This is a genomic window from Fischerella major NIES-592 (assembly GCF_001904645.1).
Lineage (GTDB): Bacteria > Cyanobacteriota > Cyanobacteriia > Cyanobacteriales > Nostocaceae > Fischerella > Fischerella thermalis.
Genome location: NZ_MRCA01000006.1, coordinates 172,238 through 185,420 on the forward strand (window position 1 = coordinate 172,238; position 13,183 = coordinate 185,420).

Annotated in this window: 12 protein-coding genes; 8 read left to right on the top strand and 4 right to left on the bottom strand. The window is 38.5% G+C overall.

Annotation, left to right across the window (positions count from 1 at the left end):
• Position 1: 1 nt before the first annotated feature.
• Both NIES592_RS13345 and NIES592_RS13350 read right to left on the bottom strand, forming a co-directional pair.
• Complete coding sequence (locus tag NIES592_RS13345) at positions 2-805, bottom strand: glucosamine-6-phosphate deaminase (RefSeq protein ID WP_073555985.1); 804 nt, start codon at positions 803-805, stop codon at positions 2-4.
• Positions 806-1,187: 382 nt separating this feature from the next.
• Positions 1,188-2,780: a helix-turn-helix domain-containing protein gene (locus NIES592_RS13350; protein WP_073555986.1), complete on the bottom strand. Its 1,593-nt coding sequence runs from the start codon at positions 2,778-2,780 to the stop codon at positions 1,188-1,190.
• Between the two features lie 1,147 nt (positions 2,781-3,927).
• Here NIES592_RS13350 and fdxB point away from each other — a divergent pair.
• From fdxB to NIES592_RS13390, 8 genes are all read left to right on the top strand, one after another.
• Positions 3,928-4,221: a ferredoxin III, nif-specific gene (gene fdxB / locus NIES592_RS13355; RefSeq protein WP_009454789.1), complete on the top strand. Its 294-nt coding sequence runs from the start codon at positions 3,928-3,930 to the stop codon at positions 4,219-4,221.
• Between the two features lie 526 nt (positions 4,222-4,747).
• A complete protein-coding gene (locus NIES592_RS13360; RefSeq protein WP_062247222.1) occupies positions 4,748-5,707 on the top strand; it encodes a cytochrome c oxidase subunit II in 960 nt (319 codons plus the stop codon).
• A gap of 113 nt (positions 5,708-5,820) precedes the next feature.
• Positions 5,821-7,503, top strand: a complete 1,683-nt coding sequence (gene ctaD, locus NIES592_RS13365) for a cytochrome c oxidase subunit I (RefSeq protein ID WP_062250606.1) — start codon at positions 5,821-5,823, stop codon at positions 7,501-7,503.
• Positions 7,504-7,714: 211 nt separating this feature from the next.
• Positions 7,715-8,305 (top strand): cytochrome c oxidase subunit 3, encoded by a 591-nt coding sequence (locus tag NIES592_RS13370; RefSeq protein WP_073555987.1) that lies wholly within the window; start codon positions 7,715-7,717, stop codon positions 8,303-8,305.
• Between the two features lie 76 nt (positions 8,306-8,381).
• The gene (locus NIES592_RS13375) at positions 8,382-8,870 is read left to right on the top strand and encodes a hypothetical protein (protein WP_062247223.1); all 489 of its coding nucleotides are present in this window, start codon (positions 8,382-8,384) and stop codon (positions 8,868-8,870) included.
• A gap of 136 nt (positions 8,871-9,006) precedes the next feature.
• A complete protein-coding gene (locus tag NIES592_RS13380; protein WP_073555988.1) occupies positions 9,007-9,618 on the top strand; it encodes a cupin in 612 nt (203 codons plus the stop codon).
• A gap of 226 nt (positions 9,619-9,844) precedes the next feature.
• The gene (locus NIES592_RS13385) at positions 9,845-10,324 is read left to right on the top strand and encodes an ArsC/Spx/MgsR family protein (RefSeq protein WP_073555989.1); all 480 of its coding nucleotides are present in this window, start codon (positions 9,845-9,847) and stop codon (positions 10,322-10,324) included.
• A 345-nt stretch (positions 10,325-10,669) separates the two neighbouring features.
• Positions 10,670-11,338 (top strand): tetratricopeptide repeat protein, encoded by a 669-nt coding sequence (locus NIES592_RS13390; RefSeq protein ID WP_082720535.1) that lies wholly within the window; start codon positions 10,670-10,672, stop codon positions 11,336-11,338.
• Between the two features lie 7 nt (positions 11,339-11,345).
• Here the strand turns inward: NIES592_RS13390 and NIES592_RS25915 are convergent, their stop codons facing one another.
• Both NIES592_RS25915 and NIES592_RS13400 read right to left on the bottom strand, forming a co-directional pair.
• Positions 11,346-11,468 carry a hypothetical protein gene (locus NIES592_RS25915; protein WP_256678135.1) on the bottom strand — a complete coding sequence of 41 codons (123 nt, stop codon included), beginning with the start codon at positions 11,466-11,468 and terminating at the stop codon, positions 11,346-11,348.
• Between the two features lie 760 nt (positions 11,469-12,228).
• Positions 12,229-13,113, bottom strand: a complete 885-nt coding sequence (locus NIES592_RS13400) for a YihY/virulence factor BrkB family protein (protein ID WP_062247227.1) — start codon at positions 13,111-13,113, stop codon at positions 12,229-12,231.
• Positions 13,114-13,183: the final 70 nt, after the last annotated feature.

Here is a 13,183-nt window from a genome sequence, read left to right on the forward strand (position 1 = left end):
TTTACGATTTACGGGTGTGACTAGACGTACTTTGACTAAGCAATGAAGCAGAATCTTCATCCAAAAACAGTGTTGTTTGAGAATATTGACGCAGCACAGAAACAGGACAATCTGTACTGATATCTCCTTGTAACATCTTTTGAACTATTTTAGCTTTATGTGATCCCGGCACAAGACAAAGAATTTTTTTAGCAGAACAAATTGTGGGAATAGTAACAGTAAAAGCATATTTTGGCACAGCTTCTAGACTAGGAAAATGACCTTGCTTTACTTGTTGCTGTTGATTAAGTTGATCTAATTTGACTAGTTTTACGCTGTAACGGTCTTGGAAATTAGCCACAGATGGATCGTTAAAAGCGATGTGTCCATTTTCTCCCACACCCAAGCAACATAAATCAATTGGTTGTGCTTGTAATAATTTGCTGTAGCGATCGCATTCTAGTATAGGTTCTAAAGTGTCACCCTCGATGTAGTGAAATTCTTTCAGATTGACTCGATTGTGGAAACGTTCCCGCAAGTAGCGCCGAAAACTAGCAGCATGAGCAGCAGAAATTCCTAAATATTCATCCAAATGAAAACAAGTAACACGCTGCCAATCAATGCCATCTAATGCTATTAATGCATCGAGAAATTTAATCTGAGAATTACCTGTAGCTAGCAATACAAAAGCCTTACCATTTTGTTGTAAAACATCCCGTAAATAATTCTGTGCAATTTCTGCTACATTCTGGGCTAATTCAGTTTCACCCCTATAAATTTGCACATTCAATTCATCAACCCGAAAAACTTTTTTGGCAGTTGGCATTGAATTATCAACTATGAATTATAAAGAGACTCTGTAGAGACATTGTGCAACTTGTAATCTCGAATTCAGTTAATCACTGATAACAAAAATATCACCCCTAGTCTCTCTTTGAACCCGCAAAGAGGGTGTCGAAGATGGGGTGAGGTTAAACGGAAATTATAAGTAATCATGTGAACTTGGTATAACTTATGAACAATAAATCATCAAAAAAAATTTGAAGGTAAATTAAAAATCAACATTTCACTAGTGAAGAATGCTGCAAAAGATAATCACTTAAACTAGATATTACTTTTCTATCTTAATATCAATTAAGTAAACAGTTACGGTAATGACCCTGGAGAAAAGCAACTGAGTTTTAGTTGCTAGTTATTTTTTAAGAAAATTAGGCTGTGTTAAGACCCAAGACTTTACGTAAAACTACTTGGTCTTCTAGTTTTACTTTGAGACGGCCTTTTTCGATGTCGCGAATCCAGCTTTGACTTTTACCTGCGAGTTTGGCTAATTCTCTTTGGGAGAGGTTGAGGTTTTTGCGCGCCCGTAAAATTTGTTCGCCCAGTAAGTCACCAGTGGTTTTGGTTTTTCTTTTGTTTTTTGTGGTTCGCTGCTTTTTTTCCAAGTCGGCTGTTTGCTTTTCCCAGTCTGGTGGTAGGCTGAAGGACAAAATTCGGGCATTCATTAAGAGGTTCCATTTGCCACGGGGACTGACGTCTGTCAGACGTGATGTACCGCTACCGTCGTTAATCCAAAATTCTAAGGCTTCGTCTGGATCTTCGGGAATGTCCACTATTCTCGCCCACAACGGTTGGATGGTTGGCGGGTAGGTGACTGGATCAAAGACTGATTTCATCCCGTGGTGATTGAGGACTTCTAAATCATGTTCAAAAGTCCGCAGCAGGCGTTTGCGTTCTTCTCTTTGTCTGCACGCCTGGGCTATTTTCTCTTCGCCGTAAGCAACGCGCATTAAGGTTGGAACAGTTATGCGTTGGGAAGCTCCCATTTTGGTTTTAAATAGTAACCACAGCATTAGTCTTGCTGCACCTTCGTGTTGCTGCCAAATGCTCATAACTGTAGTTAATAAGGATTTTGGCAGACTACCGTATTGATAAAATGCTGTTCGTTCCTTACACGCTTGTTTGTTGAGGAAATACTGCGCCCAAACTCCAGCTCGAATTTTGAAGGTTAAGCCGACAAGATATTTACATCCGAGATTATCTTCTTGAAAGTGGCGTTGAACTTGGACTAATTCCCACAAAAGGCTTCCTTTGATGGAGAAGCCTTTAAGCATACCTTGTTGTGGCCAGTCAATGGAAACGACGAGTGAGCAAGCTTGCTGGACTAAGTTGTTTATCAAAGTCAACTTGACGTTTTTGCTTAAGTCCTTGCGCTTTTCTAAGCCCAGGTATTTCTCAAGCTGTCGTTCATCGACTGTAAATTCTTGCTCCCAAGGCTGATCTAGGGTTGTTGCATATGCTGCAAAAACTAGATGTAGACAAGCAGCCCTGATATCCAGTGTCTCTATGGCTTCTAATTTTGTGACAAGTTCACTACTTTGGGGTGATTTTGTCAGATGAAATGCGATCGCTCCTTTGCCTTGATTTACTTGACGACGATAGCACAAGTTTCCTTGCTCATCTGTTTCCCAAGGTAATGATGCACGTTGGGAGAGCAAATTGCAAGCTTCCCAAATGACAATTGCTGAAGCAAAGGGGTTACTCTTGCCATTGGAAAATAAATCTGGACTAGTCACTTCTCGCAAGTCAACTTTGCATCTCCCTCTTTTAGCGTGCCAAGGTATGGGAGAATTTGTTGGGCAAGCGATCACACATTGTGGTTCGGGATAGTAACCCTCACAGTTGTTACAAAGGCACGGATCAATCCAGTATTTATCGTTTTCCAGTTTGATAGCACCTGTAGGACATTGAGGACGGCAGTTGTCACATCCAACGCAACTATTATTAGGTATTGTGTAAGGCATAAGGCTATTGCCAATGTACTCGTTGAGATGTCTGGCTCGGATTTCTCCTGGATGTGTCCCCTATTCTCACCACTCACAACCACATCAATTACGGCAAAACAAAACATAGATTTTTATTGCCGTTGTAACCCACCCACATCCATATTCGGACTTTCCATCCTATTGGAAGTTATTCTATGCTCATAACCTAGCCGAGCCTGATTAAATTCTTAATTATCTATACATTTCACAGATATTGTTGTAGGTTTGTTCATCATGAGCGAAAGATAAATTTTGTTAACTTGTGGATTTTCGGTAATTTCCACATATCTTCTTGATTAAGAGAAACCTCTTGTTGAAATTTGTTTGTTGTTTGAGTAAAAATCACAACCTGATAGATCCTGTACAGTTGTTTGTATAGCATCTCTTTCTAGGAGATAGCATGAATATGTAGTTTTTTGATTTGACAAGAAGATACGTGTTTTAATATTTCGCTCATCTGTGAGAATTGGATTATTAATAATATTAATATTTCACAAAAATTATTATTTTGTTAATAATTTTACATTTTTATTGCTTTTATTCAAGGTGAATCAGTGAACAATAGGACAATATTGTGGTTTTACTTCTGTATCTCCTAATACTTTGATGATTTGTTATACTAATAGGACTTACGCAGTGGTCACGGTAAAATGAACCGCAAAGGACGCAAAGAACGCAAAGGAAAGAGGCTTTCAGAGGGTTTTTGCGTAAGTCCTCACTAATTTGGAAAAAGAATGCAACACGTAATAGTATTAGACCCATCGCCAACCCTAAGCGAAATTGGGGAGGGTGCCGTTAAGTGGGTGGGGTTATCTTTTGCAAACATTTTTTGAATTGGTATTACTGCAAATAAATATCATCTTTGCAATAAACTTCATGATATTTTGAAATCTAATTATCATTAGTCATCATTTAATTGCTGGCATATAAATAATGAGTAAACATTATTAGTAAATAATTTCATCTAGATTGAATAATGTTAAAGGCAAGATTTTTATCGAAAAGTTATGGAATTTTAACTATGTAAATCGTTAGATTTGAACATTAAAAAAAGATAATTACAGTTATGTTAGTATGAGCGTTAAAGCGCCAATCAAGTTATAGATAAATTCCGGTAGGTAAGTTCATGGCAGTACTCACAGGATTGACATTTGGCGGTAAAACTTGGACACCCAAATTTGCCCAATCAATAGATGAACATAAATGCATTGGCTGTGGCAGATGTTTTAAAATTTGCGGACATGATGTGCTGTTGTTACGAGCAATGAATGAAGAGGGTGAATTTGTAGATGATGAAGATGATGATGAAATTGAAAAGAAAGTGATGACTGTTGCTCATCCAGAAAATTGTATTGGCTGTGGTGCTTGTTCTAGAATTTGTCCAAAAAACTGCTATACTCATGTTGAATTGAATAACTAAGTATGGCTTTGTGTAAAAGTTTAGTGAGGTTAAACGCAAAGAGACGCAGAGTATTTCTATGATTCGCGCTAGTAGAGGGGAATTCTCTATATTTATTTAGGGAGAATCTAAATATAGTTCATGACTAACAAATTTATAAATATAAAATGTTAATAATTAACTACTTGTAGTTTGTTATTAAAATAAAATAATCTGGCAACAAAAACAAATTAAAACAAGTTTAAGTCTCGCCAATTTTATAGTTAAAACATCGACAATTAAAAAGTAACTTAACTTGGGTTTAAAGGGTAAGATACATATGTCAAACCCATTTTAAATAAAGTGAAAATCAAAAGTAAAAAGACAAAACACAAACCATATAAGTAATAGAGAGGCTGAAAAATATCGAGAAGTCTCTTAGTACACAAACTGGTTCACTTCACTTCATGGTGTAAGAACTATTTCTTTTTAGTTTGAACTTTTGGTTTTTCACTTACAACTTTAGCGATGGTTACACCTGGAACGACGTTATTCTGAGCAGGCATGTATGCAACAAATTCCTGTTTCACTGTTAACCTTAGTTGCTGGGGTATTAATCACACTCTTCAGCCTTTGGGTTGGTCAACACCATAGTCTACTGCCAATGCAGGCATCAGAACAAGCGCCTTTGGTAGATAGTTTTTTCAATGTGATGGTGACAATTGCCACTGCTTTGTTTGTGGTGGTAGAAGGAACAATTTTGATTTTTTTGGTGATGTTTCGTCGCCGTAAAGGTGATGAAACAGATGGGTCGCCTATTGAGGGCAATTTACCGTTAGAAGTATTTTGGACGGCAATCCCAACCATAATTGTTCTGGGTTTAGGGATTTACAGTGTGGATGTTTATAGCAGAATGGGAGGGTTAGAATCGGGTGGTCACAGCCACACTCCAGTTCATGTTACCCACCAGATGCCGGGAAGTGCAATTGCTGCTACTCTGAGCGATGCTTCTGGGATGACACCAGCAAATGACCCCAATATTGGTATTGGTGCAGGTGCTAAGGAACAAGGCAAAACAGCAGACTTAGTTGTTGATGTGACGGGGATGCAGTTTGCTTGGATTTTCAACTATCCTAACAGTGGTGTTACTGCTGGTGAATTACACGTACCTGTGGGTGCTGATGTACAACTCAACCTTGCTTCTACAGATGTAATCCACTCGTTTTGGGTGCCGCAATTCCGCCTCAAACAAGATGCAATTCCTGGTATTCCTACCAAACTTAGGTTTGTCGCTACTAAAGTTGGTACTTACCCTGTAGTTTGTACAGAACTGTGTGGTGGTTATCACGGTTCCATGAGGTCACAGGTAGTAGTTCATACTCCCGAAGAATACGAAAGCTGGTTGACAGAAAACCGGATTGCCCAACAGCAGCAAGAACTACAACAAGCTGTGGCAGTTAATCCCGCTGATTTATCTGTATCAGAGTTTCTCGCCCCTTATGTACAGAAGATGGGGATCGAGAAATAGTCTCTAAACTCTTTCCCAGTCAATGGTCAATAGTTGTTGGTTGGTAGTTGGTGTTGATTGGAAAAACCAACAAACAACAAATAACACACAACAAACAACAAAGAAAGAAAAACATGACTCTCGAAATACCACGGAATCAACCACCTGGAAAGGAAGCCACGATTGTGGTTGCTGGCAGTACTCATCATCACCCCGAAGCGTGGAAATGGTATGACTATTTCACGTTTAATGTTGACCACAAGGTGATCGGTATCCAATACCTGGTGACGGCGTTTTTGTTTTATCTCATCGGTGGACTGATGGCTGTAGCCATGCGTGCTGAGTTGGCGACACCGGATGCAGATTTACTTGACCCAAATTTGTATAACGCTTTCATGACCAATCATGGAACGATCATGATTTTTTTGTGGATTGTTCCGAGTGCGATTGGAGGATTTGGTAACTTCCTAGTACCGCTGATGGTGGGTGCTAGGGATATGGCTTTCCCAAAACTGAATGCGATCGCTTTTTGGTTGAACCCACCCGCAGGTTTGCTGATTTTAGCTAGTTTCTTCTTTGGTGGTTCCCAATCTGGTTGGACGGCTTACCCACCATTAAGTTTGGTAACTGCACCAATTGCCCAATCACTGTGGATACTTGCCATTGTCTTGGTGGGAACTTCCTCAATTTTGGGTTCGCTAAACTTTGTCGTCACCATCCTATTTATGAAGGTTCCCAGCATGAAGTGGGATCAGGTTCCCCTATTTTGCTGGGCAATTTTGGCAACTTCTGTTTTAGCACTGTTATCTACACCAGTGTTAGCAGCAGGGTTGGTTTTACTGTTGTTTGATCTCAACTTTGGGACTTCGTTTTTTAAACCAGATGCAGGCGGTAACGTTGTTATTTATCAACACCTGTTCTGGTTCTATTCTCACCCGGCAGTTTATTTAATGATTCTGCCTATCTTCGGTATTATGTCCGAAGTGATTCCTGTCCATGCGCGCAAACCAATATTTGGATATAAAGCGATCGCTTATTCTAGTTTAGCGATTTGTGTTGTGGGTTTGTTCGTCTGGGTGCATCATATGTTTACCAGTGGAACACCCGGTTGGATGCGGATGTTCTTCACTATATCTACCCTGATTGTTGCGGTTCCCACAGGTGTGAAGATTTTCGGTTGGGTTGCTACTCTCTGGGGCGGTAAAATCCGTTTTACCAGCGCCATGCTATTTGCGATCGGCTTATTGATGATGTTTGTGATGGGCGGTTTAAGCGGTGTGACGATGGGAACAGCACCTTTTGACGTCCATGTCCACGATACATATTATGTAGTCGCCCACTTCCACTACGTGTTGTTTGGTGGTTCTGTGTTTGGTATCTATGCGGGAATTTACCACTGGTTCCCCAAGATCACTGGAAGGATGATGAATGAAAATTTGGGTCGAATTCATTTCATCTTGACATTTATTGGTACGAATTTGACCTTCTTACCGATGCATGAATTAGGATTACAAGGTATGCCGCGGCGTGTGGCGATGTACGATCCGCAATTTACCCACCTCAACGAAATTTGTACGATTGGTGCATACATCTTGGGGATATCAGTGATTCCTTTTACGATCAATGCGCTGTGGAGTTGGATCGGTGGGAAGCAAGCGGGTGATAATCCTTGGAATGCTTTGACTTTGGAATGGACAACTAGTTCACCACCGGCTATTGAGAATTGGGAAGTGTTGCCTATGGTCACTCATGGCCCTTATGACTACGGTCATGATGGTAAAGTTCAGCCGGTTGCTGTCACGGAACCTAGTACATGATTTTTACACAATTTAGTACAACTTTGCCTAAAGTCGTAGCATTTTTAAACGCAGAGGATCACGGAGGAAACGGACGCCTGTAGCAGAGTTTTTCCACATTAGAGTTTGCTACGAGTTTATGAAAGGCTGTACTTAGTGTCTTAGTGTCTTTGTGGTTTTTTTAACAACCATAAAGGCGCAAAAAAAAGAGATAAAGAAAGAGGATTTTTTCATGGCGATCGCAACAACGACTAGTCCAAGTCATCATCAGGAACATAAGGATTTACGAGTTTGGGGATTGTTGACATTCCTGATTTCAGAGTCTTTAATGTTTGGCGGGTTTTTTGCTACTTATTTGTTTTTTCGTGGAAGTACAGAAGTTTGGCCGCCACAGGGAACGGAAGTCGAGTTATTAGTACCGACAATTAACACAATTATTCTGGTTTCTAGTAGTTTCGTCATTCACTTTGGTGATACGGCGATTAAAAAGAATAATGTCAAAGGAATGCGGTTTTGGTATATCGTGACCGCACTCATGGGTGCGATTTTCTTGGCGGGTCAGGTTTATGAATACATGACCTTGGGATATGGTTTGACGACTAATGTTTTTGCCAACTGTTTCTACATTATGACTGGGTTCCACGGTTTGCATGTGTTTGTGGGACTGCTGTTAATTTTGGGTGTATTGTGGCGATCGCGTCGTCCTGGTCACTATAGTGCCACTAAACATACTGGCATTGAGATGGCAGAAATTTACTGGCACTTTGTAGACATTATTTGGATTATTCTCTTCACACTTTTGTACATTCTAACTTTGTTTTAACAATTGGTAATTGGTAATTGGTAATTGTTTTTCCCATTACCTGTTACCTATTACCCATTACCAAAAGGAGATTTTTATGCAAGTTGATACGGAAAGGTTTTCTTGGTTTCAAGTACCAGAGGAAATCAAAAAATTACTAATTTTAGCGGCTGAGAATTGGGAAAATACTTCAGCATCTGAAAATTATATGAATCAAGCTTTAGCTAAAACAGGAGATAATCTTGATGTTTTGGTAGCAGCTTATAGATACTTTTATTACAAATATAATTACAAAATGGCACTGCAAACTGCTATGAAAGTTATAGATAAAATTAAATTGACTGAGAAGTTACCTGATGATTGGCAACAACTCCAGCCAATATTAATTAAGCGCAAAGAAGAGCCACAAATTCGATTGTATTTAAATGCTTATGCGGCTTCTGGATTGGTGTTAGCAAAACTAGGAGAAATAGAAAAAGCTAAAGAAATCAGCACTCAGGTTAAATATATTGATGATAAAAATGATTTTGGTGCAGGAATTTTACTTGATATTTTGACTCGACCCGCAGAAGAAGATGAGGATTGATATGAACGAACACAGATGAACACCGATGAACACCGATAATTTATCTGTGTGTATCTGTGTACCCTGCACCGAAGCCGCGCAAAGCGCGTCTACATCTGTGTTCGATTTCTCAAACAATTTATATCCAGTGTGATCTATGAAAAATAGAGATTGGCATGTCAATGGAGATGGAGAGTATCAAGCTTGTAAATCGCCCAGAGTGTGGGACTTACTTAGAGATAATTATCGCCTTTATCGATTCTTGACTGAATTAGAAGATATTCTGAATGATGTTGAAGATGAAACTAGCCGCTTGCCAGAAATTCAGATGTTAGTCAGGCGATTATTAGTAAATTCTTATTGGGTACAAAGTCAGTATTTGGAACCTTGTCCCAAAACAGGAACATCGGTGTTAATTCTCTACGATGAATTAGGTTTCCCATTAACATTGCAAACAGTTACTTTTGCACCAGGGACAAAATCCAATATTCATAATCATGGTACTTGGGGTGTTGTCGCTTTATTAAAGGGGCAAGAAAAAAATACATTTTGGCGTCGCAATCCCAGCCAAGAATTTACAGAAAAGATTGAACAAACAGGAGAGTTAACTTTATTACCTGGTGATATTATCAGTTTTACTCCAGATGCTATTCATTCTGTAGAAGCATTAGGTAATGAACCAACTGTTACTTTTAATATTTATGGCGAAACTGATCCAAAGCAACGTTTTGAGTATAATGTAGTTTCTCACACAGCAAAAAAATTCTAATTTATTTAAAGCAATAATTTTTAATAGCAAATATTTTGGGTTTTTAATTAAAATTTAATTGTGATATTAGTTTTAGTGAACGCTTAATAGCTGACTACGAACTTATTGTCTTTTGCAGTAGAGGGGAAAAGTTTTTGTGTATCAGACTACATGAAATCAGTGAACAGTGAATATTAAGAAACACTGATAACTGATAACTGTTAACTGTTAAATAGGAGATACTGCAATGGCAAGGGTAATTTTTTATGAAAAACCTGGCTGTAAAAACAATACAAAACAAAAGACTTTGCTGACAGCCGCAGGTCATGAAGTGGTGGCGTATAACCTCTTAACAGAACCTTGGACAGTTGAACGTTTACACTCATTTTTTGGCGATCGCCCTGTAGCCGAATGGTTTAACCGTGCTGCTCCCCGTGTACAATCGGGTGAGGTTATTCCTGAAAAATTAGATCCGCAAACAGCTTTAGTGATGATGCTGAGAGATCCACTGTTGATTCGTCGTCCGTTGATCGAAGTAGGTGATCGCCTGATGGTGGGTTTTGATGCAGAAAAAATCGATGCTTGGATTGGTTTAAAGTCTAAGGATGAGACTCTACAAGAAATCACCGAAAAGTTGAAGAGTCAGGATTTGCAAAGCTGTTCTCACAAGCATGGTCAGGGACACGGTAATGGTCAAGACCATAAACAAGGTTCCTGTCAGCATTAATTTTTTGTAGTGGGGATGTGATTTAGTTAACGAACACAGATGCACACCGATAAACACAGATGGTTTATCGGTGTGCATTAGAGCCAATTATATTTGCTTTATTCAAAGAATTAAAGTTTTCGTTAAAACTACACAGCCATACTTGAATACTTTTAAATAAATTGGTTATTTTGTTTTTTGCTTTTAGCAGTTAAATAAAAAATATGGCGTTGCTAAATCAAAATATGAATTTACAATTTACGGGTGTGTAGAGACGTAGCAACGCTATGTCTCTACTGCGGTGTGTGGGTAATATATGCAAATTGGTTAAACCTGGTGGAAACAGAGTTTGTTCAGCAGAGTGTTGTGCAAAAACGCACAAACTTTGTCTTACGTGCAAGTTTTGTTTTTGGTTTTAGTTTATTGGGTATTATTGCTATCGTTGTTCAAAGAGAGTCGTTGACCGCTCAAAGTTGTAATTCTCAACAATCCCATAGTAGCGATCGCCTATCTTTAGTCACACCGCAAATCTCTCCAACCCCCTGTCCTCCGGTGTTGGTTTCCACGACAACCACAGTTAGCACTGAACAACATCGCCAAATTAAACCTCCTGTACCCGTGGCGATCGCTACTGAAGACTTCTACACGAGGGTGAAGGAAAAAACAAACAAAGGCAATCAACAAAAAGTTATTCAGAATTACAATCGAGTGATTAGTAAAAATCCTGGCAATATTAATGCTTATATAAATAGAGGCATTGCTTACTACAGACAAGGCAAATACGACCAAGCCATCACTAATTACACTCAGGCTATTGGAATTAGTAAAAATATTCATGCATATATAAATAGAGGTATCGCCTACCATAGACAAGGCAAATATGATTTAGCGATCGCTGATTACAATCAAGCTTTTAAGCGGGTGGCTGTGCTTTTGCGGATGCGATCGCTTTTACGAACACCACCTGCCATACAGCCTTTTATCAAAATAAAAGTGATTATACTTAAATCAGGCTCACCTATATTAATTTGGTGAACCACTACTATTTGCGATCGCTTTCACGTTTGTAGTAAATGTTGTCGTGTTCATAAACAAAGTCAAGACGTTGGTCACAAATGTCTTGATGTTCTCTATGGATGGAATGATTTTGGTTAGTTCTTTTCATACAATTTGAAACATTTCTGTAAAAACAAATCCAAAATACTATCACCGCTGTGGTAGAGAACAATACATACGGAATGTTTCGCGTCTTAAAACAATACATGCAGTTTCAGAGCTATTGCCATAAGTATAGTTATTATTAGCAGCTTTATTCTTGATTAATACTGTAGCCGAAATAGCAGTAGATGCTAAAACAAAAATCCCAAACAATACTATTTTAGTAGTAATTTTTTTATTTATTTTTCTCTTAAAATTCGATACTTTCGATTGACAACAAACTTGTTGTGGAGACCAAAAATGGTTGTCAAAGTCGTAGTAACTCATCTATTTAATTAGCTCCTTTGCTACCTAAAAGTAAGAATTTAGTAGTCACCTTGCCAATAATTATGAATTATTTTAGACATTGGTGTTCCGTTAATGATATACCATCTTACTAAAAAGTATTTATATAAATATTAAGTAATTATTAGTTTTCGTCAGTAACTCATTTCTATGGATCATCAATACATAAGTTAGAAAAACTTATAATTTTATTCTTCATCTGAATAGAGAAATAAAACTTTCTTGCTTCTAGAGCAACAATATGCAGTTAAACTCAGCTAATTGACTCAATTCTGAAGATTTTATTCATAAATAGTTGAAATAATCACAATTCCCGTATTTCAGCGAATCACTGTATTGAAAATGGGTGTGATTTTGTAAGGGTGTAAGAAGATTGATATTTTCATGGCAAGGTTAGTGGGATTTTTCCGTGATTGACTAACTTAAAAATTATTGTGATTATTAGCTCTGATTGCTTTCCCCACAGTGACATTTAACTGCGCCCCTATCAGTAGAACCAAAGAACTGAGATTGAGCCACAACAACAGCACAATCCCTGCGCTCAAAGCTCCATAGGTCAAATTATAGTTTCCGAAATTGCTGACATAGACTCGAAATAATTTAGAAACACCTGCCCACAACAAAGCTCCAGTAATTGCTCCAGGCATAATAGGAGTACCGTTAAACCATTGACTAGGGCCATGACGATAAATAATGCTAAACGCATAAGCGATAATCATCAAGGTCAAAAGCCAACGCAACCAAGACCAAGCAGATAAAAATATTGCTCCAAATATTTGTGTACTATCTAATACAAATTGCACAATCAGGTCACTGATAAATACTAACAAAGAAGCAGTTAAAACTAAACCAATGGTAGTAATTGTCAGGAGCAAAGAAATTAACTTTGCTTTCCAAAAAGGTTGTTTGAGATTTGGTGGAATCTGATAAATTTCATCCATGGCGTTCATAGCTGCACTAGTTGCTCCAGAAGCAAGCCAGAGGGCAACGAGAAAGCTAATATAAACTACTTCTCTACTTTGAGGTAGTTTTATCTGTCCAGTAAATTCTTTCAGTAGCAGTGGAACTTGTTCTGGGGCAAAATTAAGTACTTGGTGAGCTAAAGCATCAACTTGATCTTGAGAAATATTCAACATCCCAATAGTTGTGAGAACAGCCGCTAAGGTTGGAAATAAGGCTAGCAAGTTGTTATAAGCCATTTCCGCAGCTAAACCAGGTAATCTGTGTTCGCCACTTTCTTTGACAACTTGTTGGAGAACCTGAAAGTTGAGATGGCGAAAGAAACGGATAAAGCGAGTGGAGAACATGGGATTGGGGATTGGGGACAACGGAGAGGATCAACAAAACACAAATGACGATTGACACTTGAGTTTTGAT